The 26,319-nt window shown below is 39.5% G+C and carries 22 protein-coding genes; 13 read left to right on the top strand and 9 right to left on the bottom strand.

Going from position 1 to position 26,319, the window contains the following annotated elements; translation table 11 throughout:
- Positions 1 to 183: 183 nt before the first annotated feature.
- The 12 genes from LCM02_RS13460 (at position 184) to argH (ending at position 12,159) form a co-directional block, all read left to right on the top strand.
- Positions 184 to 873: a sigma-70 RNA polymerase sigma factor region 4 domain-containing protein gene (locus tag LCM02_RS13460; protein WP_224931133.1), complete on the top strand. Its 690-nt coding sequence runs from the start codon at positions 184 to 186 to the stop codon at positions 871 to 873.
- A 380-nt stretch (positions 874 to 1,253) separates the two neighbouring features.
- On the top strand, positions 1,254 to 1,883 hold the full coding sequence (locus tag LCM02_RS13465) for a GNAT family N-acetyltransferase (protein WP_224931135.1): 630 nt from the start codon (positions 1,254 to 1,256) through the stop codon (positions 1,881 to 1,883).
- Positions 1,884 to 1,930: 47 nt separating this feature from the next.
- A complete protein-coding gene (gene argG / locus LCM02_RS13470; RefSeq protein WP_224931138.1) occupies positions 1,931 to 3,112 on the top strand; it encodes an argininosuccinate synthase in 1,182 nt (393 codons plus the stop codon).
- 3 nt (positions 3,113 to 3,115) lie between these two features.
- Positions 3,116 to 4,093 carry an N-acetyl-gamma-glutamyl-phosphate reductase gene (gene argC, locus LCM02_RS13475; RefSeq protein ID WP_224931140.1) on the top strand — a complete coding sequence of 326 codons (978 nt, stop codon included), beginning with the start codon at positions 3,116 to 3,118 and terminating at the stop codon, positions 4,091 to 4,093.
- An 11-nt stretch (positions 4,094 to 4,104) separates the two neighbouring features.
- Positions 4,105 to 4,902 carry a pyrroline-5-carboxylate reductase gene (proC, locus tag LCM02_RS13480; protein ID WP_224931142.1) on the top strand — a complete coding sequence of 266 codons (798 nt, stop codon included), beginning with the start codon at positions 4,105 to 4,107 and terminating at the stop codon, positions 4,900 to 4,902.
- 10 nt (positions 4,903 to 4,912) lie between these two features.
- Positions 4,913 to 6,064: an aspartate aminotransferase family protein gene (locus tag LCM02_RS13485; protein WP_224931145.1), complete on the top strand. Its 1,152-nt coding sequence runs from the start codon at positions 4,913 to 4,915 to the stop codon at positions 6,062 to 6,064.
- Positions 6,065 to 6,074: 10 nt separating this feature from the next.
- On the top strand, positions 6,075 to 7,271 hold the full coding sequence (locus tag LCM02_RS13490; RefSeq protein WP_224931469.1) for a glutamate-5-semialdehyde dehydrogenase: 1,197 nt from the start codon (positions 6,075 to 6,077) through the stop codon (positions 7,269 to 7,271).
- Positions 7,243 to 8,037 (top strand): glutamate 5-kinase, encoded by a 795-nt coding sequence (gene proB, locus LCM02_RS13495; RefSeq protein WP_224931147.1) that lies wholly within the window; start codon positions 7,243 to 7,245, stop codon positions 8,035 to 8,037. Before LCM02_RS13490 ends, proB begins: the two co-directional genes overlap by 29 nt.
- Positions 8,034 to 8,987, top strand: a complete 954-nt coding sequence (locus tag LCM02_RS13500) for an N-acetylornithine carbamoyltransferase (protein WP_224931150.1) — start codon at positions 8,034 to 8,036, stop codon at positions 8,985 to 8,987. The genes proB and LCM02_RS13500 overlap by 4 nt, the downstream gene beginning before the upstream one ends.
- Before the next feature lie 18 nt (positions 8,988 to 9,005).
- Positions 9,006 to 9,785 (top strand): acetylglutamate kinase, encoded by a 780-nt coding sequence (argB, locus tag LCM02_RS13505; protein ID WP_224931152.1) that lies wholly within the window; start codon positions 9,006 to 9,008, stop codon positions 9,783 to 9,785.
- A complete protein-coding gene (locus tag LCM02_RS13510) occupies positions 9,782 to 10,840 on the top strand; it encodes a M20 family metallo-hydrolase (protein WP_224931155.1) in 1,059 nt (352 codons plus the stop codon). Before argB ends, LCM02_RS13510 begins: the two co-directional genes overlap by 4 nt.
- A gap of 26 nt (positions 10,841 to 10,866) precedes the next feature.
- Complete coding sequence (gene argH, locus LCM02_RS13515) at positions 10,867 to 12,159, top strand: argininosuccinate lyase (protein ID WP_224931157.1); 1,293 nt, start codon at positions 10,867 to 10,869, stop codon at positions 12,157 to 12,159.
- 30 nt (positions 12,160 to 12,189) lie between these two features.
- On the opposite strand, the gene LCM02_RS13520 is transcribed toward argH, so the two are convergent.
- From LCM02_RS13520 to purE, 6 genes are all read right to left on the bottom strand, one after another.
- Complete coding sequence (locus tag LCM02_RS13520; protein ID WP_224931159.1) at positions 12,190 to 13,494, bottom strand: anthranilate synthase component I family protein; 1,305 nt, start codon at positions 13,492 to 13,494, stop codon at positions 12,190 to 12,192.
- 31 nt (positions 13,495 to 13,525) lie between these two features.
- On the bottom strand, positions 13,526 to 14,371 hold the full coding sequence (locus tag LCM02_RS13525; protein WP_224931161.1) for a DUF4249 domain-containing protein: 846 nt from the start codon (positions 14,369 to 14,371) through the stop codon (positions 13,526 to 13,528).
- A gap of 5 nt (positions 14,372 to 14,376) precedes the next feature.
- Positions 14,377 to 16,746 (bottom strand): TonB-dependent receptor, encoded by a 2,370-nt coding sequence (locus LCM02_RS13530; protein WP_224931163.1) that lies wholly within the window; start codon positions 16,744 to 16,746, stop codon positions 14,377 to 14,379.
- Between the two features lie 67 nt (positions 16,747 to 16,813).
- Positions 16,814 to 18,217 carry a dihydrolipoyl dehydrogenase gene (gene lpdA / locus LCM02_RS13535; protein WP_224931165.1) on the bottom strand — a complete coding sequence of 468 codons (1,404 nt, stop codon included), beginning with the start codon at positions 18,215 to 18,217 and terminating at the stop codon, positions 16,814 to 16,816.
- A gap of 108 nt (positions 18,218 to 18,325) precedes the next feature.
- Positions 18,326 to 20,362: a M3 family metallopeptidase gene (locus LCM02_RS13540; protein WP_224931168.1), complete on the bottom strand. Its 2,037-nt coding sequence runs from the start codon at positions 20,360 to 20,362 to the stop codon at positions 18,326 to 18,328.
- 77 nt (positions 20,363 to 20,439) lie between these two features.
- The gene (gene purE, locus LCM02_RS13545; RefSeq protein ID WP_224931170.1) at positions 20,440 to 20,925 is read right to left on the bottom strand and encodes a 5-(carboxyamino)imidazole ribonucleotide mutase; all 486 of its coding nucleotides are present in this window, start codon (positions 20,923 to 20,925) and stop codon (positions 20,440 to 20,442) included.
- A 91-nt stretch (positions 20,926 to 21,016) separates the two neighbouring features.
- Between purE and LCM02_RS13550 the strand changes: the two genes are divergently transcribed.
- Positions 21,017 to 22,528: a GH3 auxin-responsive promoter family protein gene (locus LCM02_RS13550; protein WP_224931172.1), complete on the top strand. Its 1,512-nt coding sequence runs from the start codon at positions 21,017 to 21,019 to the stop codon at positions 22,526 to 22,528.
- Here the strand turns inward: LCM02_RS13550 and LCM02_RS13555 are convergent.
- Genes LCM02_RS13555 through LCM02_RS13565 form a run of 3 tightly spaced genes read right to left on the bottom strand, consistent with a single transcriptional unit; the run spans position 22,525 to position 26,237 of the window.
- Complete coding sequence (locus tag LCM02_RS13555) at positions 22,525 to 23,487, bottom strand: C1 family peptidase (protein WP_224931174.1); 963 nt, start codon at positions 23,485 to 23,487, stop codon at positions 22,525 to 22,527. The genes LCM02_RS13550 and LCM02_RS13555 overlap by 4 nt on opposite strands.
- A 56-nt stretch (positions 23,488 to 23,543) precedes the next feature.
- Positions 23,544 to 24,521, bottom strand: a complete 978-nt coding sequence (locus LCM02_RS13560) for a polyprenyl synthetase family protein (protein WP_224931176.1) — start codon at positions 24,519 to 24,521, stop codon at positions 23,544 to 23,546.
- A gap of 27 nt (positions 24,522 to 24,548) precedes the next feature.
- Complete coding sequence (locus tag LCM02_RS13565; RefSeq protein WP_224931178.1) at positions 24,549 to 26,237, bottom strand: glutamine--tRNA ligase/YqeY domain fusion protein; 1,689 nt, start codon at positions 26,235 to 26,237, stop codon at positions 24,549 to 24,551.
- Positions 26,238 to 26,319: the final 82 nt, after the last annotated feature.

Below are 26,319 nucleotides of genomic sequence, written 5' to 3' on the forward strand. Positions count from 1 at the left end.
GGTAAATAACTGATTTACAGGTTTTAATATTTTTTGGATGTCAATAGAATCCTATTTTACCTCTGATTTTGAATCTAATTTAAAATTAATTGAAGCTTCTCAGAATCATTTTTTTAGATTAAAATCAGAGTTAAATTCCTACATATTTTGTAACTTTAAGAGGACTACTAAATGCCTTGGCTTATGACTTCAGTAAACAATAATTCATCAGGAAATCCCGAAAAAAAGACCCTTACCATTGTTCATCTTTTACATCCATATGCGAAGCAACGGATTAGAGTGGGCGAAATATTGGGGATCTTTCCAAGAAACATGTACAAATCAAATGAAATCATTGATGAGGTTGTTTTGGAAACCTATGAAAAAGGACTGCACATGGAGAATCATATCGAAGAACTTCGACTGAGTATGTTTCAGATGCTCAATGACAGGTATCAGGGATTATTTCAAACGGAAGAATGGCATAAAGATGCAATAAGCACCAAGTATATTCTGGAGCAGGAATTAAAACAGCTTGAAGAAAATTTTACGACGGATGGAGGAAATGATCTGATTATGAATGAAGAGTTGGATGATATTTCCTATCATCAGGACGATTTGAAATCAAATGAACTTCCATATGACGATGCGGAGGAGGGAGTAAGAGCATTTTTAGGATTGGATAATGTTGAAAGCCATCCCGAATTTCATGACAGGAGTAATTTGAGAAAAGTATATTATAAGCTACCGGTGCATACTTCGAATATTGTGGATCTGTATGTTCTTGGAAAGTTAAGTTATCATGAGATCGCATCCATTCTGAATATGGATGTTTCGGAAGTTAAAGAAATAGTCAATTTTGTAAGGGAAACAATTAAAAAACAACTTGATTAGTGATTGATTGTCAAAGATTCGTTCATTTGATTGAAAAATATTGAATTAATTCTTTTTCTGTTTGAAATTTAATTGTAATATTGCAGTGTGAATACGAAAAGACCATATTCTTCTACACGATTTGAACGCCGCCGTCCCGCACGCCGCCCGCGTTCAATCTAATGGTATTAAAAATTTCAGTTCACATTTCAATAATTACACAATGCATTTTTTCAGGTTTTTTATTTCAACATTCATCTTTAAAGTATCAGTTTTAAAGAACTTTGTTTTTCCATTTCCCCTTAATCGCCGCCCGTAAGGGTATATTCTTGTATTAGGAGATAGGTGAGTCCATCTCTGTTTATCGCTCATTTTTTTCGAAATTTATTTAAGTCATCAGGATGGAAATTGTAATTGCATCACAGAAACATACAAAATACGCTCAAATCATCAGTAAAACCATTGATAACTCTGCAAATCAAAGAGGAACTGGTATTGCTAAAAGAACGCCCGAGTATATTGAAGAGAAAATAAAAAACGGCAATGCTGTCATTGCACTTGAAGGTGAAAAGTTTGCCGGTTTTTGTTATATAGAAACCTTTGGGGGAAAGAATTTCGTAGTTCATTCAGGATTAATTGTACATCCTGATTTTAGAAATCAGGGCCTGGCAAAAAAGATTAAGACCAAAGTTTTTAAATACTCGCAGGAGAAATTTCCCGATTCGAAAATATTTGGTATTACAACCGGATTAGCGGTCATGAAGATAAACTATGACCTGGGTTATAAACCCGTCACGTTTTCTGAATTAACGGATGATCCTGAATTTTGGAAGGGCTGTCAGACTTGCAGAAACTATGATGTTTTACAACGTACCAACCAAAAGATGTGTCTTTGCACCGGTATGTTATATGACGGAAAGAAAAAGGTCAAAAAAGAGCATCCTTATAATTCTAAAAGTTTAAGCAGGTTGAAAAGGATCAAGCAAAGCCTGTTCTTAAAAAAGAAAGAAAAGAATAAAAAAACAGATTAATAAAATATTAGGTCCAGGTCATTTACCGGATAAAAAAATTATACATAATGAAGAAATTAGTTTTAGCATATAGTGGAGGGTTAGACACCTCATATTGCGCAAAATACCTTTCAAAGGTTCAGGGTTATGAAGTACACGCGGTCAGTGTTAATACAGGTGGATTTGAAAAAGAAGAGATCACCTCCATTGGAGAAAAGGCGGTTCAGTTAGGGGCTTCAACCTATACTTCAATAGATGCCGTGAGCACTTTTTATGATAAAGTTGTCAAGTACCTCATTTATGGAAACGTTTTAAAGAATAATACCTATCCGCTTTCCGTTAGTGCCGAAAGGATCATTCAGGCGATTGAAATAGTCAACTACGCAAAAAAAATAGGTGCTTCTTATATAGCTCATGGAAGTACAGGTGCGGGAAATGACCAGGTCAGGTTTGATATGATCTTTCAAACACTTGCTCCGGATATTGAAATTATTACTCCGATAAGGGACAATAAACTTTCAAGGCAAGAAGAGATTGAATTTTTGAAGGAAAATGGAGTTGACCTGCCATGGGAGAAGGCAAAATATTCGATCAACAGGGGATTGTGGGGTACAAGCGTAGGGGGAGAAGAAACGTTAAGCTCTCATTCTGGCCTACCGGAAGAAGCCTATCCGAGCCAATTGAAAAAAAATGATCCGACCGATCTGAAGCTGACTTTTAAAAAAGGAGAACTTGTGGCGATCAACGATCAATCTTATGGACATATTGAAGCCATTGAGACTTTGGAAAAACTGGCTTCTGCCTACGCCATCGGAAGAGATATTCATGTGGGAGATACAATAATAGGTATTAAAGGAAGGGTTGGTTTTGAGGCTGCAGCACCATTGCTGATCATCAAAGCACATCACTTACTTGAAAAACATACTTTGACAAAATGGCAACAGCATCATAAAGAGCAATTGGGCAACTGGTATGGCATGCTACTTCATGAAGGGCAGTATTTGGACGAGGTGATGAGAAATTTTGAATCTTTTCTAACGGATACGCAAAAGAATGTAAGCGGAGATGTGTTCGTAACCCTTCATCCTTACAGGTTTACTTTGAATGGAATATCTTCTGATCATGACCTAATGAATTCTTCTTTTGCCAGTTACGGAGAGACAAATGAAGGATGGACGGCTGATGACGCCAAAGGATTTATCAAAATTACGGCAAATCAGGGAAAAATATTTAATCATGTCAATTCATAAACGATGATCAAAGCAGGCATAATTGGAGGTGCGGGATATACGGCAGGAGAACTGATCAGATTGATTCTGAATCATCCGGGGATGGAGCTGGATTTTGTTTACAGCACCTCTAATTCCGGAAATAAAATATATCATATTCACTCAGATCTTATCGGTGAAACCGAGATGAAGTTCAGCCAGGAGATCAATCCTGAAATTAACGTTTTGTTCTTATGTCTGGGGCATGGGAACTCCAAGGCGTTTTTAGAAAATCAAGATTTTTCCGATCATACAAAAATCATTGATCTGAGTAATGATTTCAGGCTTACAGGTGACAGTCAATTTAAAGGGAAAAAGTTTGTCTACGGACTTCCAGAGGTTTTTAATAAGGAGATTCAGGAAGCTTCCTGCCTGGCTAATCCCGGATGTTTTGCTACAGCCATTCAGCTTGCTCTTTTACCTCTGGCAGCGAATAATTTGTTGAATGACGACATTCATGTAAATGCCGTGACAGGAGCTACCGGGGCAGGAGTTTCCTTGTCCAAAACAACTCATTTTACCTGGCGCGATAATAATTTTTCTCATTATAAGGCATTTGATCATCAACATTTAGGTGAGATCAATCAGACTCTGGGAATACTGCAGGAAGGCTTTGAAGAAGAGGTGATTTTCATTCCTAACAGAGGGAACTTTAGCAGAGGTATTTTTGCCACGGCATACACGGATTTCAGTGGAAGTATAGAAGAGGCCAATTCCCTTTTCGAAAGCTATTATAAGGATGCCTCTTTTACTCATGTGTCATCATCGGAAATATTTCTGAAGCAAGTGGTTAACACAAATAAGTGCCTGATCCATTTAAAAAAGCACAAGGATAAAATATTGATAACCAGCGCTATTGATAATTTGCTTAAAGGCGCATCGGGTCAGGCAATTCAAAATATGAATATCATGTTCGGGCTTGAAGAAGATTTGGGTCTGTCACTTAAAGCTAACTTTTTTTAATCTAAAGAACTATGAAAATAGCGATCATCGGAGTAGGAAATCTAGGTTATTCCATAGCAGTTGGAATCCTTGGCCAAAAAAAGGAAATAGGATGCAAATCGCTGTATCTGACCAAAAGAAATACTTCTTCACTGAATCATTTTGATAAAGTATCACTGATAAAAACAACCACTGACAACAGACGTGCCGTAAAGTATTCTGATGTGATTATTCTGGCGGTTCAACCCACTCAATTGATGGAGGTTCTAAAAGAAATTCGAGATTTAATAGACCCTAAAAAACACATCATCATTTCTGTGGCTACCGGAAGAAAAATCAGTGACATAGAGGCTTTGTTACCACAGGGGGTACCGGTTATCAGATGTATGCCCAATACAGCGATTTCAGTAGGACAATCGATGACCTGTATCAGCGCAAATGAGGTGGCTCAGGCTAATGTCCATAAGGCAAAAAGCATATTCAATGCCTTGGGAGAAACCATGTGCATTGAGGAAAGTTTAATGCAGGCAGCTACAGTAATATGTGCAAGCGGCATCGCATTTTGGATGCGATTGATCCGAGCTACAACTCAGGGTGCCGTTCAACTAGGATTTCACAGTGAAGAAGCCCAAAAGCTTTCTATGCAAACCTGTCTTGGAGCTGCCAGTCTGCTTATTGATTCTCAAAGTCATCCTGAGCAGGAAATAGACAAGGTAACCACCCCAAGCGGTTGTACCATAGAAGGACTAAATGAGATGGAGCATCAGGGGCTGAGTTCCTCTATCATCAAGGGGCTGGTCACCTCCTATGAAAAAATAAACCAGATTTAAACGATACCACATGGAATTATTTGATGTATATCCACTCTATAACGTAACCCCAGTCAGGGCCAGGGGCTGTTATGTGATTGACGATAACGGGAAAAGCTATCTGGATCTTTACGGAGGGCACGGGGTGATCTCAATAGGTCATAGTCATGAACAATACGTAAAAAGGTTGAGTGAGCAATTGAGTAAAATGGGATTCTATAGTAACTCCATAAAGAATCCCTTGCAGGAAGAACTGGCAGGAAAGCTGGGAGAAATATCCGGTTGTCCGGATTATAATTTATTTCTCTGTAATTCTGGAGCAGAGGCAAATGAAAATGCGCTGAAAATGGCTTCTTTTGAAACAGGTAAAAAGAAGATCGTCGCCTTTCATAAGGCATTTCATGGAAGGACGTCGGCTGCGGTTGCGGCAACGGACAATATAAAGATCAACGCTCCTTTAAACAAACAACAGGAAGTAGTTTTTCTTCCTTTAAACGATGTGGGCGCCCTGGAAACCGAATTGAAAAAGGGTGACACAGCAGCGGTTATCATTGAAGGGATTCAGGGAGTTGGAGGGCTTAATCAAGGGTCAAAAGAATTCTTTCAGGCTTTAGAGAGTTTATGCAGACAATACCACGCTGTATTGATCTTGGATGAAATTCAATCTGGTTTTGGAAGAAGTGGTAAATTCTTTTCATTTCAGCATCATGGAATACAACCGGATATTATCAGTATGGCGAAAGGAATGGGAAATGGATTTCCGATTGGAGGAATTCTGATTTCTAATAAAATAAAGGCTTCTTACGGTTTACTGGGAACGACGTTTGGAGGTAATCATTTGGCATGCGCGGCATGTTTAGCCGTTCTCGAAGTAATTTCTGATGAGGGCTTAATGGATAATGTCAAAAGTATATCAAAGTATTTTCTGGAGAGAATAAAGGAAATTGGCCCTGTAAAAGCGGTTAAGGGAAAAGGACTTATGCTTGGTGCTTCCTTTGATTTTCCCGTAGCTGAACTGAGGAAATCCCTGATTTATGAAGAAGGTATATTTACCGGCGGGTCATCAGATCCTAATCTTCTGAGAATCTTGCCCCCTTTGTCAGTGGGTAAGAAAGAAATTGACCTTTTTATTGAGGCCCTGAAAAATGTATTGACAAAAATGCTGAATCATGAATCCAGTTAAAGACAGAAGTATGGAATCGATATTAACCACAGAGCAAAGGAACAGCGTTTTGTTCACCATGGCAGAACTTGTTCGCAAAGAACAAAAAGATATTCTTGAGGCTAACGCTCTTGACATGTCCGGATTTGATCAGAATGACCTGGCAATGTACGATCGTTTAAAAGTAGATCAAGAGAAAATAGACGGGATGATACTGTCTTTACAGCAACTGGCGCAGCAGGAAGATCCGATAGGCGTTGAACGATTTCATTTTAAGCATGAGAGCGGACTCGATGTCTACAACAAAACTGCCTCCTTTGGAACAGTGATGATCATTTATGAATCAAGACCGGATGTAACCATTGAAGCTGGCGGTATTGCTTTTAAATCAGGTAATAAAATTCTTCTCAAAGGAGGTAAGGAAGCTTTAAATTCAAATTTGGCGATTGTGAATTTATGGCATAAAGCCCTTGACAAAAATGGTATAAGTAAAGATTGGGTGACCTATTTAAATTATGATCGAAAACAGACAAGAACTTTTTTAAAGAATCCTGATCAAAAGATTGACCTAATCATTCCAAGAGGAGGAGAACGTTTGATTGAATTTGTAAAAGACAATGCCACTTGTCCTGTTATCGTCAGTGGCAGGGGCAATAATTTTGTCTTTGTTGACAAGGAAGCGGATACTGAAAAAGCATTGGAAATAATCATTAATGCCAAAACAGCTAAGATTTCAGCATGTAACGCTTTAGATAAGGTGCTTATTGATAAAAATTTTCCTGATTATGATGGGTTTGTCAAAGAGCTGATCAGGAAATTAAAAGACTTTGATGTGGAAATTATGGGTGGAAAAGGATTCAATGATTTTGAAGGTGTCAAAACAATAACTGACGAGCTAATATGGTACGAGGAATTTCTTGATTACAAGATAGTTTTGGGAGAAGTAAGTTCAGCTCAGGAAGCAGTAAGAATGATAAACAAATACGGAGGGGGACATTCAGCTTCGATTGTCACTGAAAATAAAAATGAGGCTGATTTCTTTCTCGAGGCAGTAGATGCTGCTGCTGTTTATCATAATGCCTCCACCAGGTTTACAGATGGGTTTCAATTTGGTTTAGGCGGAGAATTAGCAATAAGTACGGATAAACTTCATCAAAGGGGCCCTATAGGCCTTCAGCATTTGGTGACCAATAAATGGTATGTATACGGCAATGGGCAAATCAGGTAAAACAAGGGTTCTTTTAAAGATTGGAACAAATACCCTGACTAAGGAAACTTCGCAGATCTCCAGAGGAAAAATTGAAGATATTGGCAGACAGATTTCTGAATTGCAGGACAGATATGAATTCATTATTGTGAGTTCTGGTGCCATAGCCGTGGCAAAGCAATTTGTAAAGTTGGAGTCAAGCGGTATGGAAATTAATGTAAAACAGGCCCTGGCAGCAATCGGTCAGCCACACCTGATGAGGATTTTTCAGGAAAATTTCCGTGAACTTGGCTTGCTTACTTCCCAGTGCCTTTTGTCATACGCTGATTTTGAAAGGGAAAAATCCAGAGAGAATATTGTAAATACTCTAAATGTATTATTGGAAAATAATTATATCCCCATAATTAACGAAAATGATACGGTAGCTACTGATGAGATCCAATTTGGAGACAATGATAAACTGGCGGCCTTGACAGCAGCATTAATAAAGGCAGATCTGGTTATAATAGCTACCAATACAGATGGTATTTATACCAAAGAAAGCATGGGTCTAAACAACAAGAAAACCATTTTAAAAGTTGAGGACCTCTCTTCTCTGAGAAATGAAATATCCGATGGAAAAAGCTCTCATGGAACCGGAGGGATGCTCTCAAAGATAGAGGCGGCAGAAATTTTAAAAGATAATGATATAGAAACCTGGATTCTCAATGGAATTGGCGATAATTTTATGATCAATGCCTTCAATGAGAAGATCCCGTTCACGAAAATTTTAAACCAGATAAAATGAATTACTTATCAATAAAGGACATAGATTCACTGGAAAACTGGGTTGAGGAAGCCAGAAACCTAAAACGGTATCCTCTTAAATACAAGCAGCTTGGATCTGATAAAACAATTGGACTGTTGTTCTTTAATCCCAGTTTAAGAACAAGATTAAGCACTCAGAAGGCAGCGCAGCAATTGGGTATGAATTGTATGGTTATGAACTTTGATAAAGAAGGCTGGGCCCTTGAATATGGTGATGGCATCGTCATGGATCAGGGAAAATCAGAGCATGTCAAAGAAGCAGCGCAGGTTATATCTCAATTTTGTGATATAATTGCCATAAGGGCTTTTGCCGGGCTGGTAGACAAAGAGCTTGACCGGGCAGAAGTGGTGTTGAACGGTTTTGTGAAGTACGCTTCGGTTCCCGTTGTTAATATGGAGAGTTCGGTAGGGCATCCTTTACAGGCTTTGGCGGATGCCATAACCCTTGAGGAGGACAGAACAAGGATAAAGAATAAAAAACCTAAGGTAGTTTTATCCTGGGCTCCTCATCCTAAAGCCCTTCCTCACGCGGTTGCCAATTCTTTTATCGAAATGATGCAAAGGCAGGACGTGGAATTTGTAATTACGCATCCGGAAGGCTATGAACTTGACCCGGAAATTGTTAGGGAAACTAATGTTGAATACGATCAGAATAAAGCCTTTGAGGAGGCAGATTATATATATACAAAGAACTGGAGTTCATTCAGAGATTACGGTCAAGTTATCTCAAAGGATACTTCCTGGACTATTGATGAAGAAAAAATGGCATTGACCAATAAGGCCAGGTTCATGCACTGTTTACCGGTAAGGAGAAATGTCGTAGTGACTGATGGTGTACTGGATAGTGAACAATCGCTGGTTATTCAGCAAGCTGATAACAGAACGTATGCGGCACAGATTGTTTTAAAGAAGATTTTGGAAAACACTTAAATTCGAAAACAAAACAGCATGGCAAAGGAATTAACCATTGTAAAAATCGGCGGAAATGTGATAAACGATCCTGATCAGCTGATGTCTTTTCTTCGGGACTTTTCAAATCTTGAAGGGATGAAAATTCTGGTCCATGGCGGAGGTAAAAAAGCCACAGAAATGGCTGATTCCCTGGGCCTATCTCCTAAAATGACAGGTGGAAGAAGAATTACCGATGCCGCGAACCTGGAGGTGGTTACCATGGTCTATGCGGGTTTGTTAAACAAAAATATTGTCGCAAGACTTCAGGCCTTTAATTGTAATGCACTTGGATTAAGCGGTGCTGACGCAAATGTGATAAAGGCGCATAAAAGAATTGTAAAAGAAATCGATTTTGGTTTTGCCGGTGATATCGATGAGGTGGATGCCACAATGATATCCTCTTTTTTGGATGCTGGGTTGAGCCCGGTTTTTTCAGCTATTACGCATGATCAAAATGGGCAATTGCTCAACACAAATGCAGATACCATTGCATCGGAAATTGCCAAGGCGATGTCGGGTATATTCAAGGTAGATTTAATATATTGCTTTGAAAAGTCAGGGGTGTTAAGAGATGTCGAAGATGAGGATTCCATAATCGAGGAAATCAACAGGCAGTCCTATACAAGGCTGGTGGAGAATGGCGTCATTGCTGACGGAATGCTTCCTAAGCTCAAAAATTGTTACGAGGCCCTCGGGCAGGGAGTTGATAAGGTAAGAATAGGAAAGCCCGATTTAATTAGAAATAAAGAAATCAAGCATACAACTTTGAAGTTATGAAAAATGAATTGGGAAAGGAGGCAGTTGGATTATTGATCGACCTGATCAATACGCCTTCTTTGTCCGGCGAAGAGGATAAAACAGCATTGATCTTGGAGAGATTTTTGGAGCGAAAATCAATTTCTTTTAATAGGAATGGTAATAATATCTGGTCCCTGAATCAGTGTTTCGACGCTTCAAAACCATCGATCCTTTTAAATTCACATCATGATACGGTAAAGCCAAACAAGGGATATACAAGAGATCCTTATAAGGCATCGATTGAGGACGGAAAATTATTTGGCCTGGGTTCCAATGACGCGGGAGGTTGTTTGGTATCGTTGATTTCGGCATTCATATATTTCTATCAGAAAAAAGATCTAAAGTATAATCTGGTATTACTGGCATCAGCCGAGGAGGAGAATTCAGGGGAAAATGGCATAAGATCCATGATTCCTTTAATCCCGGAAATCGATTTCGCTATTGTAGGAGAACCTACTTTACTGGACCTTGCCATTGCAGAAAAAGGCCTTCTGGTTTTAGATTGTTATGCTCACGGAGAAGCCGGGCATGCGGCCCATATTAGAGGAGATCACGCCATCAACAAAGCGATGCGAGCCATTAACTGGTTTGAATCCTATACATTTCCCAAAATTTCAGAAACCCTAAAGGATACTAAAATGACCGTGACTCAGATAAATGCGGGGAGCCAGCATAATGTGGTCCCTGCTACCTGTCACTTTGTTGTCGATATCAGGGTCAATGACCATTATTCAAATGAAGAGGTCCTGAGTATTGTGAAGGACCATGTTTCTGTGGAAGTAAAAGAAAGGTCACTCAATTTGAATTCATCTTCCATACCTGAAAATCACGAAATCGTTCAGGCAGGAATAAAAATGGGAAAACAGATTTATGGTTCTCCTACCTTATCCGATCAGGCAAATTTGAAATGCCCTTCTTTGAAGCTTGGGCCGGGCGATTCCTTGAGGTCTCATAAGGCAGATGAATTTATATACGAAGAAGAAATATATCAGGGAATTGAACTGTATATAAAGTTGTTGGAACAAATATTATAATCAACGAATAACCAAAAACAAAAAATATGAAACTTTGGGATAAAGGATTTAGCACCGATAAAAAGATTGATTTGTTTACCGTTGGAAACGACCGGGAGCTGGATCTGGTTTTGGCAAAATATGATGTCAAAGGCTCTTTGGCTCATGCTAAAATGTTGCATAAAATAGGTTTGTTGACGGATGCCGAGATAGAATCGGTGCAAAAGGAACTTGAACGTATCCACGATCAAATCAATAAAGGAGAATTTGAAATTGAAGACAGTTTTGAGGATGTCCATTCAAAAGTTGAGTTCCTGCTCACCCAGAAACTCGGAGACACAGGCAAAAAAATTCATACGGCCAGATCGCGAAATGACCAGGTTCTCGTGGATGTTCATTTGTACCTCAGGGATGAGATTAAAGAAATCAAAGCTTTGGTGAACGAGTTTTTTGAACTTTTACTGGAGCTGTCGGATAAGTACAAGGAGATTCTCTTACCAGGTTATACCCATTTTCAGGTAGCCATGCCTTCATCGTTCGGAATGTGGTTTTCCGCCTATGCAGAGAGCCTTATAGATGATGTCTATATGATCAATGCAGCGTATAGAGTTGTTGATCAGAATCCTTTAGGATCGGCTGCCGGTTATGGAAGCTCTTTTCCCATAGACAGGGACTTTACCACGGAGGCTATGGAGTTTGGTGAGTTAAAGGTAAATTCCGTTGCGGCCCAGATGAGCAGGGGAAAAACGGAAAGAAATGTTGCTTTTGCAATGAGTTCTCTGGCAGGAACCCTTTCTAAATTTGCCATGGATATCTGTTTATACATGAGTCAGAATTTTGGATTTGTTTCTTTTCCGGATGAATTGACAACAGGATCGAGTATCATGCCTCATAAAAAGAATCCTGATGTTTTTGAACTTATTAGAGGAAAATGTAATAAGATTCAGAGCCTGCCTTATGAACTTACCCTGATCATTAATAATCTTCCAAGTGGTTACCACCGTGACCTTCAGTTGCTTAAAGAGGGGCTATTACCTGGAATACAAACCTTAAAATCCTGTTTGGAGATGTTTACATTTTCATTGAAAAATATTCAGGTGAACAAAGAGGCGGTGGATGACAGGATTTATGATTATCTGTTTACGGTTGAAGAAGTGAATCAGCTGGTCCAGGAAGGTATTCCGTTTAGAGACGCGTATAAAATTGTTGGAGCAAAAGTGAATAAAGGTGAGTTTCAACCTTTGAAAAAAGTATCTCATTCCCATATTGGAAGTATTGGAAATCTGGGCCTTGACAGAATCAGGAAGAAGATGATAAAGGCCAATGCCCATCACAAATAGATTGACCTGATAGGAGGGGAGTGGAACGTTTTAGGCTCCTAAGGCTTCTCTTAATGCCTTTGCCTTTAGCAGACACTCCTCAAATTCTTTTTCAATAACTGACTTTGAGGTAATGGCGCTTCCCACACTGAATGAGACATACCTTTTTGATGCATTGTAAAGAATACTTCGGATCACCACGTTAAAGTCAAAATTTCCCTGAGGATCGAAAAATCCAACGGCTCCGGAATAAAGCCCTCTTTTTGAGGCTTCTTCCTCTTCAATGATCTTCATTGCAGATATTTTTGGTGCACCGGTCATGCTGCCCATGGGGAACAAATTCTTTATAATATCCACCGGATGCAAATTATTTTCGGCTAATGCTGTTACGGTTGATATCAACTGGTGAACCTGTTGGAATGAATATACCTTGCACAGTTCTTCTACTTTTACACTCCCTTTTTGAGCTCCTCTTGAAAGGTCGTTTCGGATCAAATCAACAATCATTATATTCTCCGCCCGTTCTTTAGGATCTTGAGAAAGTTCTCTTGCCAGTTTTTTGTCTTCAGACGGAGAACTTGTTCTTCTTGCTGTTCCCTTGATGGGCTGAGCAATAATTTTATTCCCCGTTTTTTTTACGAATCGCTCAGGTGACGAGCAAAGTAGATACTTATCATCTTGTTTTACAAAACAGGCAAAAGGCGCCAAAGAGATGCTGTTTAATTTTTCGAAAACGGATACGGGTTCGATATCCGTTTGCGAGGCATAGAATTCCTGACAAAAATTTACTTCATAAATGTCACCTCTGTGAATATGATCAAGAATATTTCCAACGCTTTCGTAATAGGACTCTCTAGAGATCTTACTGTGTATAAAAGGCCTTTCCCTTGGTAATTCGTATTCCACCAAGTAATTTTCAATTTCTTTAAAATCGGAATTAATTTTATCTCCAACTTCCTCCAGATATAAAAATTCGACCTCATTGTTTTTCCAGATCAGGAGCCTCAAGGGCTGGAAAAAGTAAAGGTCTTTAAACCCAACCCGATCTTCATGAGAAGATGAAAGTTCTTCAATGTCATTTTTTAAATCATAACTCAGGTGACCAAAAAGGTAATCTTTATTCTCGTTTTGGAAAGACTTCAGTTTTTCAAATGCATTTTCAAAACTCGAGGATAAGCTTAAATTCGCACCTACCACTAAAATGGCATCATATTCACTGTAAGGTTGAATTGTGATTTGCGAGGAGGTATTTCCTTCGAGCAGAATAACTTCATTAAATTTCTGAGCCCACAGAAGCGCCTTTTTTTTAAAGTCACCCGAATTTTCGAGAGGAAAAATTTTCGAAATTCTTTTCACTTGCACAATATACGCTTAATAATAGCCGAACTCATTCAAAAATATAAACTTTTTTATCTACTTCAGTAAGTCGAAAGTATCCAAAAGCATAATTGTCAGGGTTACTTATATTGATACAGTTTCCTTTTATTTCAGCCGGAGTGGTACTAAAAGGCCCTCCCGGCCCACCTGACTGTTGAATGAGTAACTTTATATAATTATAATACTGCTCTGAGATTCCATGCAGATAAATATCGACTACATCTCCCGGCTGGAATTCTGTTTCACCAGAGTCGTCATCCTTTAATTTTTCATAAAAGATGGTCATTCTGTTACCATCGGTAAATTCATCCTTTAAATCGAACAAGGTTTGCAAAAGATCTCCTCTTCGTTTAAATTTCGTCAAGTAGAAATTTTCAATGTCAGCAGGATCATTCCACTCGATATTTACCTCCAAAGCATTTTTGTCGAAACCATTTTCCCTTGACTGAAATACTTCGGTAATATCGGTTACCGCTGTCATGGTTTCCGTGGCGCGATAGATTTCATTGTCGTACTGAATTTCAAGGGTGTAGGATTGGCCTATGGTGGGAACAAAATTACTCGTTGTGTAGGTACCGTTATTTTGATCGGTAAAAATAAACTCTGTCAGATCCGAATCATTTACGACTTTGACCAAGGCACCGGATACCGGTGATTCCTGAAGATTCTCAAAATAGGGTGTAGAGGTGCTTAATTTGATCGTTTGCTCGTTTCCGTCAGTTCCTTTGATCCAGTCCATTGAGGCCTCTACAACCAGGCGTGGAGGTGCATCAGGTACGTCCACGTCAATTACGTCTGTACAGGAATAAAAGATGAAATTGAGAGAAAATACGAGTATGTAGATATAATTTTTCATCTTTCTTAAAATTTAAAATTATAGGTTACTGATGGCACGATCCCAAAAATCGCTATTCGCGTTGCTTCATTGATTCCTGTTTCCCTGTTTTGAGAAAAAGTAATTGAGGCTGCATTTCTTCTGTTATATACGTTGTAAATACTGAATACCCATTCCCCTTTCCATTTTTTTCCAGGTTTTCCCGGAACAAGTATAGCCGAAAGATCTAACCTGTGATAAGCAGGAAGCCTGTCTGAATTACGATCCGAATAACTCGCTATAGATTGTCCCTCATATTCATACTGACCGTTAGGGTAGGTGACCGGTCGGCCCGTTTGATAGATCAGGTTTGCGCTAAACCTCCATTTTTTATTCAATCTGTAGGTCCCTGTCATGGATATATCATGGGTTCGGTCATAAGGTGTATAATACCATTCACCTTCATTTATACCTGGGCCTCCTGCTGTTCCTCCAGGAGTTCTCTGTTCTGACTTTGACCAGGTATATGCCAGCCACCCCGTAAAATCTCCTTTTGTTTTCCTCATCAGGAATTCAAGCCCATAGGCCTTTGATTCTCCATTCAGAATTTCTGTTTCAATGGTATTGTTACCAATGAGGTCCGAACCATCTATATAGTCAATTCTGTTGGCAATGTCCTTGTAGTAGGCTTCAACCTCCAAAGAAAGTCCGCTGTTTTTCAATTTTCGAAAATAGCCAACCGCATATTGATTCGACAGTTGTGGTTCAATATATGGCCCGCTGGGTGCCCAGACATCAAGAGGAGTAACAGAGGTCGTATTCGAAATAAGGTGAATGTACTGAGCAACTCTGGAATATCCTGCTTTAATGGAAGAATGCTCTCCCAGTTCATAAGCAAAGGCAAGCCTGGGTTCAAGATTGCCGAAACCTCTGATAACTTCACCTTTGTCATAATCAATGGCATCCGCGGGGGTTCCTCTTTTGTAGATCTCAAGTTCCTCATCATAAACCACCGGTTGATCATTTTCATACTGAACAATTGCCTGTCCTCCCATTCTTGCAAAATTGGAATAACGGAGGCCGTACTGGATGGATAATTTTGAAGAGACCTGATGCTCTGCTCCAATATACAGGCCCCCTTCAAAGGCCCTTTTCTGATCCAGTTTTAGATAATTTACCCCGGATGTCTCCGTTGTTGGGCTGATGATTCCCGGATTGAACAAATAATGAATGCCATTGAGTCCGAAATCGAGTTTTATGTCATTATTGAGGTAATAACTTAGCGCGTATTTTAGATTTATATTGTCGATTTCCGAGAGCCAGTCAAATTCAAATGCGCTAATCTCAAGATCGTAGTCATATTTGCTGTAATTAAGTGATAAATTGGAAAATATCTTGTCATTAAAGACATGGTTCCATCTTAAGTTTCCCGAGGAGTTCCCGTAAGAATTTTTAAAATTCTCATTGAATTCAAAAACATCCCTGCCAAAATATCCGGACAAAAAAAGCTGGTTATTTTCATTGATCTCAAAATTGGTCTTTAGATTAAGATCGTAAAAATAAGCACTGTTGTCCTTCAGATCCTCGTCCAGTTTGAGAAATAAATGCGCATATGAACCTCTCCCTGCCACAAGGAAAGAGCTGCGATCTTTTACTATAGGGCCCTCAACAGCCAATCTGGTTGAGACGGTACCAATACCTCCGGTCAGTGCAAAATTTTTGTTATTTCCATCCTTTTGTCTTACATCGAGAACCGATGAGGCTCGTCCGCCAAACTTTGAAGGAATATTTCCCTTGTACAATTTAATATCCTTGATGGCATCGGAGTTGAATATGGAAAAGAACCCTAATAAATGGGATGTGTTGTAGATGATGGTTTCATCCAGTAGTACCAGGTTCTGATCCACGGAACCACCTCTTACGTTAAAGCCACTTGATCCCTCACCATTATTGGTTACCCCGGGAAGAAGTTGTAGTGATTTGATAATATCCACCTCTCCCAAAACCGCTGGCATTTGTTTGATGGTTCCCACCTTGAGTTTTGAGACACTCATTTGAGGCTTTCTCAGGTTAATATCTTCAGAATCTTCGGTCTGTAAGACAACTTCGTTTAGTTGACTGGAACTTTCAGAAAGCTCAATATTCAGGTTCTGATCTTTGTCCAGCAGAACATCTTTTTTTATGTTATCAAATCCCAAATAAGAAATAATAAGTGTATGGGAACCTTCTGGAGCCGAGATCGAGTAAAACCCGTATTCGTTTGTTGTGGTTCCAATTGAGGTGCCTTCAATAAAAACTGTAGCACCAAAAAGTGATTCACCACTGCTCTTATCCTTAACGGTTCCACTAAGGCTGTATTTGTTTTGAGCCGCTGACAACGCTGGAAACAGCAACAGCAGGAATAAGAATTTTTTCATTGCATTTTTCTAAATCATGGTTAAAGCAATTGCTTTAGGGGAAAACCCGTTTAGACTAAACTATATTTTAACTGTGCAGGGCCCTGTTTTCAACCGCAAGGCACGCTTCTTTGATTGCCTCGGTAAAGGTTGGATGCGCATGACTCATTCTTGCCACATCCTCACTGGAGGCTCTGTATTCCATAGCAACAACGGCCTCAGCGATCATATCTGCCGCTCTGGCTCCAACCATATGAACTCCCAGGATTTCATCTGTTTTCTCGTCTGCCAGGACCTTCACAAGTCCATCTATATCCATACTTGCCCTTGAACGTCCCAAGGCACGCATCGGAAAACTTCCTGTCTTGTATTTTATCCCGGATTCCTTTAGCTGCTCTTCGGTTTGACCCACTGAGGCCACTTCCGGCCAGGTGTAAACAACACCGGGAATCAAATTGTAGTCTATATGTGGTTTCTGGCCCGCAATAATTTCAGCAGCCATGGTACCCTCTTCCTCCGCCTTATGTGCCAGCATGGCTCCTCGGACAACATCACCAATAGCATAAATGTTCTTCACATTGGTCTGTAAGTGGTCATTTACCTCTACCTGTCCTCTTTCATTGATATTGACTCCGGCGGCTTCAAGATTAAGGCCTTCTGTAAACGGCCTCCTTCCGACGGAGACCAAACAATAATCTCCCTTGATCTCCACTTCATTTCCTTTTTTGTCATCAGCCAGGACTGAAATTTCATCACCCTTACGGTTTACAGCTTTTACCTTGTGAGATACATTGATTTTGAATTTGGATTTCTTCAAAACCTTGGTCAACTCCTTGGAAAGACCTGCGTCCATAGTTGGAATGATTCTGTCCATATATTCCACCACAGTCACTTCGGCCCCAAGTCTTTTATAAACTTGCCCCAGCTCAAGTCCAATAACACCTCCTCCAATTACGATCAGATGCTTTGGAATTTCTTTGAGTTTAAGGGCCTCTGTTGAGGTGATGACTCTTTCTTTGTCTATAGTAATGAAAGGTAAGTTTGAAGGCTTACTTCCTGTGGCAATAATGGTATTCTTAGAGCTAATCTCTTCGATACTTCCATCATCTTTAGTCACATTTATATGTGTTGCATCCTTGAAGCTTCCCAGACCATGGAAGACTTCAATTTTGTTCTTTTTCATAAGAAAATCAATACCTCCGGTAGTTTGAGATACCACGGCATCCTTTCGGGCAATCATTTTTTCAAGATTCACTTTTACTTCTCCTGGAATTTCAATTCCATGTGTTTCAAAGTGTTTTACCGCATCTTCGTAATGATGTGACGAATCCAGCAAGGCTTTACTGGGAATACAACCTACATTCAGGCAGGTGCCGCCTAAAGTACTATACTTTTCAACAAGCGCAGTTTTTAATCCTAATTGGGCGCATCGTATAGCCGCAACGTATCCACCTGGTCCCGAACCGATAACAGTAACATCAAATGATTTCATAAACTTAATTCGTTTTTTTGTGCTTGCAAAAATAAGCGATTTAACCTTATATAAGAAAGGATTCACAGAATCATTTAAAGCCAGGTCGTAAGATTCTTAAGAGAAAGGCTATTTAATCTTCAGAAGTCCGGCACGTTTTAAAAGGGCATCAGGAGAAGGTTCCTTGCCTCTGAAACGTTTGTACAGGACCATGGGCTTTTCTGTACCTCCTTTACTCAAAATATTTTCTTTGAATTTAGCAGCAACTGATTTATCAAAAATCCCTTTTTCTTTAAACGCTTCAAAAGCATCTGCATCCAGTACCTCGGCCCATTTATAACTGTAATAGCCAGCCGAGTAACCCCCCTGAAAAATATGAGAAAACGCAGTGCTCATGCAGTTCTCCTTAACATCAGGATAGAGTTGAGTGGAACCGAAGGCCTCTAACTCGAATTCCTTTAAATCCTTAATCCTAACCGGATCTTTAGAATGATAAGCCATATCAAGCATCCCAAAACTCAGTTGTCTCAGTGTAGCTATACCTTCCAGGAAATTTGAAGAATCTTTGATTTTTTTTACGAGCTCCATTGGAATAGGTTCATCGGTCTTATAATGTCTTGCAAACATGATCAGCGCTTCTTTTTCAAAACACCAGTTTTCAAGAATCTGGCTTGGCAATTCCACAAAATCCCAGTATACACTTGTTCCGGACAGGTTGGGATAGGTAGTATTGGCCAGCATACCATGCAAAGCGTGCCCAAATTCATGGAACAGGGTAGTTACTTCGTTAAAAGTCAAAAGAGAAGGTTTTGTTTCAGTTGGCCTGGTGAAATTACAAACAATTGAAATATGAGGCCTTGAATTGTCATCGCCCTTTTTCCATTGAGGTTTATAGCTTGTCATCCAGGCGCCGTTCCTTTTTCCTTTTCTGGGAAAGAAATCTGCATAGAACAAAGCTACAAATTCGCCTTTCGAATCGCTTACCTGATAGGTTTTCACCTCTTTATGATAGGTGTCTACATTGCTTACGGGCTTAAAATTAAGGTCAAAAAGCCTGTTGGCGATCTTGAAAACGCCTTCAATTACATTTTCAAGTTTAAAATAAGGCTTTAGTTTTTCATCGTCCAGATCGAATTTTAGTTTTTTCAGTTTTTCCGAATAATAGGCGCTATCCCATTTTTCCAGATTTTCTATACCGTCTTCAAGGGCTAAATCCTGGATGAGCTTAAATTCTTTGGTTGCGGCAGGTTTGGCCTTCGAAAGTAATTCGGAAAGAAACGTATTTACTTTCTTCGGAGTTTCGGCCATTCTTTCTTCAAGAACATAGTGGGCATGAGATTCATAACCCAAAAGTCTGGCGCGATCATGTCTCAGGGCCACAATTTCTTTGACTATTTTCTCATTATTATATTCATTTTTTTGGAATCCTCTCGAACCGAATGCCATGGATAACTGCTCTCTTAGCGTTCTGTTATCGGCATAGGTCATAAACGGGATATAACTCGGATAATCCAGGGTGAATAACCATCCCTCTTTATTTTTTTCATTGGCTCTCATTTTGGCTGCCTCTCTAACCCCATCAGGAAGGCCAGACAGGTCCTCTTCCCTGGTTATGATAAGTTCAAATTTATTGGTCTCAGCCAATACATTCTCACCGAATTTTAGTCCTAATTTCGATTTTTTCTTGTCGATCTCCCGCAGCTTCTTTTTGTCTTCCTCATTCAGGTTGGCACCATTTCTGACAAAAGCTTTATAATTTTTCTCCAGAAGCATTTGCTGTTCTGGATTCAAATCCAAGGTTTCTTTCTTATCATATACTTGTTTGATCCTATTGAACAGATTCTCATTTAAACTGATGTCGTTGGCAAACTCACTTAATAAAGGGGAGACTTCTTGTGCAATTTTCTGAATCTCTTCATTGGTTTCAGCAGCATTGAGGTTGAAAAAAATACTTGATACCCTGTTTAACTGATTTCCTGAGAACTCGAGGGGAACAAGCGTGTTGTCAAAACTGGGAACTTCCGTATTATTAATAATTTCATCCACAGTTTGTTTGGCCTCTGCAATGTGGCTTTTAAAAGCGGGAACAAAGTGATCATTTTGAATGGATGTAAATGGAGCTGAACCAAAGGCTGTTGTAAATTCTTTAAGAAGTGGATTATTCATGTTAACGGATTGTAGTTGGCCTGTACAGCCTTACTGATTTGAACTCATTTTAAAAACCGGGAAAGATATTCTGAAAATTACTGCTTGATTCCTTTGGCAGCCTTCATTACTTTTTCTTTTAAACTTTCTTTGTATGCAATGATACTTTTCAAAACCTCTGGATTTGATGCACCGAGAATCTGGGCAGCCAGAATTCCTGCATTTTTTGCACCATCAAGGGCAACCGTAGCAACGGGTACACCTCCTGGCATCTGTAAAATGGATAAGACGGAATCCCATCCATCGATGGAGTTTCTTGATTTAACGGGAACTCCTATCACAGGTAAAGGGCTCATGGATGCTACCATTCCGGGCAGATGAGCAGCACCACCGGCACCCGCAATAATTACATTGACTCCTCTGTTATGGGCGTTTGAAGCATAATCAAACAATTTTTCCGGTGTACGGTGCGCAGAAACAATATCAACCTCAGTTTTAATATCAAAGCTTTTTAAGATGTCAATAGCTTCTTGCATGACAGGCAGATCTGAATCGCTACCCATGATAATACCTACCTTCCCCATAATTTCTAATTTTCTAAATCTTGTTGAATTGGACTAATAAAAATTGTATTTTTAAGGGCTAAAGGTAAGATAAAAAAGTGTTTTCACAGCAATGCAGATTCCATTATTTAACACTGTAGTATCCTGGATTTTAAAAAAAAGAAAGTACCAGGTTGATATGTTTTTGAACCATCCGGTGGAGGTGCAAAATGAGGTTTTGTACGAGTTATTATCGGAAGCAAAGCACACCCTGTATGGTAAAAAATACGGTTTTGAGGATATTAAAAGCTACAGGTCTTTTGCTAAGACCGTCCCGATTCGTCAATATGAAAGTATTGAGCCTTTTATAGGAAGAATTCGTAAGGGTGAACAGAACGTATTCTGGCCATCAAAGATCCATTGGTTTGCAAAATCAAGTGGAACTACCAATGCTAAAAGCAAATTTATTCCGGTCAGTGATGAAGCCATTGACGATTGTCATATGAAGGCGGGAAAAGACATGCTCTGCCTTTTTATCAATAATAACGAAGACACTGAAATTTTTAAAGGCAAAGGATTAAGATTAGGTGGCAGTTCTGCGATCTACGAAGATAACGATACTTATTTTGGGGATTTATCGGCAATTATTATCGAAAATATGCCTTTCTGGGCGGATTTCAGCAGCGCTCCAAGTCAGAAAACGGCACTGATGAGTGAATGGGAGACTAAAATGGATGCCATCATTAAAGAAACTATTCCTGAAAATATTACCAGTTTAAGTGGAGTTCCATCCTGGATGCTTGTCCTTCTGAATAGAGTATTGGAGGTTACCGGTAAGAACAATATCCTTGAGGTCTGGCCGAATTTAGAAGTTTATTTTCACGGAGGAGTAAATTTTAAACCCTATAAAGAACAATACCAGAAACTTATTCCTAAAAAGGACTTCAGGTACTATGAAACGTACAATGCCTCGGAGGGGTTCTTCGCTATTCAGGATCGTAATAATTCAGACGAATTGCTTCTAATGCTTGATTATGGGATTTTTTATGAATTTATTCCTATGGATCAATACAAAGGTGAAGATTCCATTGCAATCCCTCTGGAGCAGGTTGAAAAAGATGTAAATTACGCTATGGTGATCACCACCAATTCCGGGTTATGGCGTTATTTAATAGGAGATACCGTAAAGTTTACGGATACCAATCCATACAGAATCAAGATAACCGGTAGAACCAAACATTTTATTAATGTATTTGGCGAGGAACTGGTTGTTGAAAATGCAGAGGACGCCCTTGAAGTGGCCTGCAGAAACTACGATGCTGTTGTTAATGAATTCACCGTTGCTCCTATTTTCATGGATGGCGAAAAGAGTGGAGGACACGAATGGTTGATAGAGTTTCAGAAAGTTCCGGATGACACAGAAGGTTTTATTACCTGCCTGGATGAAACCTTGAAATCTTTGAATTCTGATTATGAGGCCAAAAGGTATTTGGATATGACCATCAAAAGGCCTGTGGTTCATTGTGCTCCCAGCGGACTGTTTTATCAATGGTTAAAAAATAACGGAAAATTGGGAGGGCAACACAAAGTTCCCAGACTCAGTAATTCCAGAAATTACCTGGAAGAACTCTTATCGATTGCTTAAGGAGACGGCAGGGTTAGTACCACATCATTGGTTATCCATGCCTCGCACAGTATTCCGAAATCGCCCTCGGGATCACCAGCTTGTTCCCAGGCCTTATAATCGATCCAAACGAAGCCATCATTTCCCCAGTTTTTACCCCAGGAATTGACAACTTTAAATGCATTCATCTCGTCGCTGTATCCCACTACAAGCATAGCATGACCCCCGGCGGGTTCTTTATATTTTCTGTAAACATATTGACCATCAGCATCTCTTGCTCCAAAATAACTTCGATCCACGGTTACTGCAATGACAACAGGCTGGTTATTCAATAAAGCGGCTTTAGTCTGCTCAAGAATGGAAACCGTATCCAGATAAAAGTAATTCTTAATTTTATTCACCCCGGCAAGTGCAATCTGAAAATCCTGAGGTTGTGTGGAACAATCATTCTCATTATATGGCATTTGTGACCATTCAGCAATTCCCTGGCTAACGATTGTGTCAAGGGCTCTTTGAATAACTGATCCATCGTCACAACCAGCAGCCTTTACCTGATTGTATATAAAAGCAGGACTCATTTCATTGCTGTTGGCCAATATCCCGTTTTGAAAATCTTCGTAATTTTCCTGAAAACTTTTTAAATAGTAACCTGCCGCCCATGCCACACAAGAGCCTTGTTTTCCCTGAGACCTTACTTCAGGCAAATATTCTGATAAATCATGTTCTTCAGGAAAGTCAATATCTATGTCTATTTCGGCAACCTCAGCTTCAGGTGTACTGTATCCGTAGCAAAACCCTCCTCCAACACCAAAGGTGAATAACTCTCTTTGCTCAGGGGTGTCGGCGTTTTCAATGACAGGATCTCCTTCGTCATCTATAGTGTATTTTACGCCACTTTGACGCTCACCCAATTCAAAATCATAATCGCTGTTGCAGGACCATAGGAAAGTAAGCAAAAAAAGGAGTAAGATTTTTTTCATAAGTTGATCTGCTTTAGCCTTTTAAGCTTCAAAAGTTATGCCATGAAATGTTAAAGTTATTTTTCTCGGTCGATGACGTAGTTCACCATGGTAAGAAGTGAATCCTTATAAGGTGAGCTGGGATAGGTATCTAAAATATCAATTGCAGCCTTTTGATATTCCTTCATTTTTTTTACTGTATACTCAATACCTCCATTCTGTTTTACAAATTCAATGACCTCCTTGACTCTGGATTTGTCCTTGTTATGTTTTTTTACCGAGTTTATCAGCCATTTTCTCTCTTTTTTGGAACAGTTATTAAGGGTATAGATCAACGGAAGGGTCATTTTTTGTTCCTTGATATCTATACCTGTGGGTTTTCCTATTTTTTCATCGGTATAATCGAAAAGATCATCCTTGATCTGAAAGGAAATGCCGATCATTTCACCAAATTTTCGCATACTTTCAATCTCTTCTTTACCGGCATCCACGGAAGTAGCGCCAATGGCCGTACAGGCAGCGATAAGGGTAGCTGTTTTTTTTCTGATAATATCAAAATATACATCTTCCGTTATATCGAGTTGTCTTGCTTTTTCGATTTGAAGTAATTCACCTTCGCTCATTTCTCTTACAGCAACGGAAATATGTTTAAGAATGTCAAAATCATCATTGTCTATTGACAATAACAGACCCTTTGATAAAAGATAGTCCCCTACAAGAACCGCAATTTTATTTTTCCATAAAGCATTCAGTGAAAAGAACCCTCTCCTTCTGTTGCTGTCATCAACCACATCGTCGTGCACAAGTGTGGCCGTATGAATCAGTTCAATAATGGAAGCTCCCCTGTAGGTTCGTTCTTTAAACTGACCATTTGATACCATTTTTGCCACAAGAAAAACAAACATAGGCCTCATTTGTTTTCCCTTTCGCCTTACGATGTAATGGGTTATTCTGTTGAGTAGGGATACATTCGAGATCATGGAAGCTTTGAATTTTGTTTCAAAGAATTCCATTTCCTTTAGAATGGGAAGTTTTATTTGTTCAACAGTTTTCAAGAGGTGAACAATTTACAATAAATAAAATTATTTCTTCTGTTGAATTTTTGCCCAGGAGTCCCTTAAAGCCACTGTCCTGTTAAATACAAGTTTGTCATTTGTTGAATCTGGATCCACATTGAAATAACCAAGTCGTTGAAATTGAAAATTGTCTCCCGGTGCAACCGTAGCAAGGCTTGGTTCAACATAAGCGTTTTCAATCAATTTCAATGAATCAGGGTTTATGAATTCCTTGAAGTCCTTATCCTTGTGTGAGTCAGGGGCTTCATCAGTAAACAGCCTGTCATAAAGTCTGACTTCCGCATTCAGGGCATGTTGTATAGAAACCCAGTGGATGGTCCCCTTAACTTTCCTCATACTGGCCTCTGAACCACTTCCGCTTTTGGAATCCGGGTCATAGGTACAGTGAATTTCAGTTATTTCACCCTCCTCATTTTTAACCACAGAATTGGCTTGAATGATGTAGGCATTTTTTAATCGTACTTCTTTGCCTAGTTTCAGTCGAAAGAATTTTTTATTCGCCACTTCCCTGAAGTCTTCTCTTTCTATATACAACTCCCTTGAAAAGGGAACTGTTCTAAAACCAGCTTCCTCGTCTTCCGGATTGTTTTCCGCTGTCAGCATCTCCTCCTTGCCTTCCGGGTAATTCGTGATCACCAGTTTTACAGGATCAAGAACTGCCATAACACGTGGAGCCGTTTTGTTTAATTCAGCTCTGATATGAAACTCAAGTAAGGCCAGATCCGTTACATTGTCTCTCTTGGCAATACCGGCAGTTTCACTAAAATCACGTATTGATTTTGGGGTGTAACCCCTTCTTCTCAACCCTGAAATGGTAGGCATACGAGGATCGTCCCAACCATTAACATGACCTTCTTCTACCAACTGAAGCAATTTTCTCTTGCTCATCACGGTATAGCTCAGATTTCTTCGTGCAAATTCTCTTTGTTTTGGTCTGATCATTTCAGGTTCATAGACACGGTCAAGGAACCAGTCATATAATTCCCTGTGGTGTTTGAATTCAAGAGTACACAAAGAATGTGTAATTTGTTCGATATAATCTGATTCACCATGTGTCCAGTCATACATTGGGTAAATCTTCCAGGTTTTACCCGTCCTGTGATGCGATCTTTTCAGAATTCTATACATCACGGGGTCCCTCATCAGCATATTTGGTGAAGACATATCAATTTTGGCTCTCAACACATGAGTTCCTTCTTCAAATTCCCCGTCTTTCATTTTTTGGAATAAATCAAGGTTTTCTGAGACGGGTCTGTCTCTGTAGGGACTGTTCGTACCTGCCTGGGTTGGTGTTCCTTTTTGTTCCGCAATCTCATTAGAGGTTTGGTCATCCACATAAGCATATCCCTCTTTGATCATAACCACGGCCCAGTCATAGAGTTGTTGAAAATAATCAGAAGAAAACAAAACCTCTTCCCATTGAAAACCCAGCCATTCAATATCTTTTTTGATCGCATCGACATATTCCTGTTCTTCCTTTTCAGGGTTGGTATCGTCAAAACGAAGGTTTACCGGGGCATTGTATTTAAGCCCAAGTCCAAAATTCAGGCAGATTGATGCAGCATGTCCGATATGCAGGTATCCGTTTGGTTCGGGGGGGAATCTGAATTTGAGATTTGCTCGATCAAGGCCATGAGCCAGATCTTCTTCAATAATTTGCTCTAAAAAATTGAGTGACTTTTTTGTTTCTGACATAGGATCAATTATAGAATGGCAAAATTAAGGAAATTTGCTCAGTAAAAAAGCGAAAAAAAATAAAGTTGCAGGCCAGCCAAAT

Origin of the sequence: Lutimonas saemankumensis (assembly GCF_020171465.1) — a bacterium.
Classification (GTDB): Bacteria; Bacteroidota; Bacteroidia; order Flavobacteriales; family Flavobacteriaceae; genus Lutimonas; species Lutimonas saemankumensis.

What these genes read in the sequence shown, in the direction of transcription:
- argC (WP_224931140.1), top strand. Translation starts at nt 3,116, where the DNA reads ATGATCAAAGCAGGCATAATTGGAGGTGCGGGATATACGGCAGGAGAA.
- proC (WP_224931142.1), top strand. Translation starts at nt 4,105, where the DNA reads ATGAAAATAGCGATCATCGGAGTAGGAAATCTAGGTTATTCCATAGCA.
- LCM02_RS13540 (WP_224931168.1), bottom strand. Translation starts at nt 20,362, where the DNA reads ATGAATAATCCACTTCTTAAAGAATTTACAACAGCCTTTGGTTCAGCT.
- LCM02_RS13490 (WP_224931469.1), top strand. Translation starts at nt 6,075, where the DNA reads ATGGAATCGATATTAACCACAGAGCAAAGGAACAGCGTTTTGTTCACC.
- argG (WP_224931138.1), top strand. Translation starts at nt 1,931, where the DNA reads ATGAAGAAATTAGTTTTAGCATATAGTGGAGGGTTAGACACCTCATAT.
- LCM02_RS13555 (WP_224931174.1), bottom strand. Translation starts at nt 23,487, where the DNA reads ATGAAAAAAATCTTACTCCTTTTTTTGCTTACTTTCCTATGGTCCTGC.
- LCM02_RS13465 (WP_224931135.1), top strand. Translation starts at nt 1,254, where the DNA reads ATGGAAATTGTAATTGCATCACAGAAACATACAAAATACGCTCAAATC.
- lpdA (WP_224931165.1), bottom strand. Translation starts at nt 18,217, where the DNA reads ATGAAATCATTTGATGTTACTGTTATCGGTTCGGGACCAGGTGGATAC.
- LCM02_RS13485 (WP_224931145.1), top strand. Translation starts at nt 4,913, where the DNA reads ATGGAATTATTTGATGTATATCCACTCTATAACGTAACCCCAGTCAGG.
- LCM02_RS13460 (WP_224931133.1), top strand. Translation starts at nt 184, where the DNA reads ATGACTTCAGTAAACAATAATTCATCAGGAAATCCCGAAAAAAAGACC.
- argH (WP_224931157.1), top strand. Translation starts at nt 10,867, where the DNA reads ATGAAACTTTGGGATAAAGGATTTAGCACCGATAAAAAGATTGATTTG.
- LCM02_RS13510 (WP_224931155.1), top strand. Translation starts at nt 9,782, where the DNA reads ATGAAAAATGAATTGGGAAAGGAGGCAGTTGGATTATTGATCGACCTG.
- argB (WP_224931152.1), top strand. Translation starts at nt 9,006, where the DNA reads ATGGCAAAGGAATTAACCATTGTAAAAATCGGCGGAAATGTGATAAAC.
- proB (WP_224931147.1), top strand. Translation starts at nt 7,243, where the DNA reads ATGTATACGGCAATGGGCAAATCAGGTAAAACAAGGGTTCTTTTAAAG.
- LCM02_RS13500 (WP_224931150.1), top strand. Translation starts at nt 8,034, where the DNA reads ATGAATTACTTATCAATAAAGGACATAGATTCACTGGAAAACTGGGTT.
- LCM02_RS13525 (WP_224931161.1), bottom strand. Translation starts at nt 14,371, where the DNA reads ATGAAAAATTATATCTACATACTCGTATTTTCTCTCAATTTCATCTTT.
- LCM02_RS13565 (WP_224931178.1), bottom strand. Translation starts at nt 26,237, where the DNA reads ATGTCAGAAACAAAAAAGTCACTCAATTTTTTAGAGCAAATTATTGAA.
- purE (WP_224931170.1), bottom strand. Translation starts at nt 20,925, where the DNA reads ATGGGGAAGGTAGGTATTATCATGGGTAGCGATTCAGATCTGCCTGTC.
- LCM02_RS13550 (WP_224931172.1), top strand. Translation starts at nt 21,017, where the DNA reads ATGCAGATTCCATTATTTAACACTGTAGTATCCTGGATTTTAAAAAAA.
- LCM02_RS13530 (WP_224931163.1), bottom strand. Translation starts at nt 16,746, where the DNA reads ATGAAAAAATTCTTATTCCTGCTGTTGCTGTTTCCAGCGTTGTCAGCG.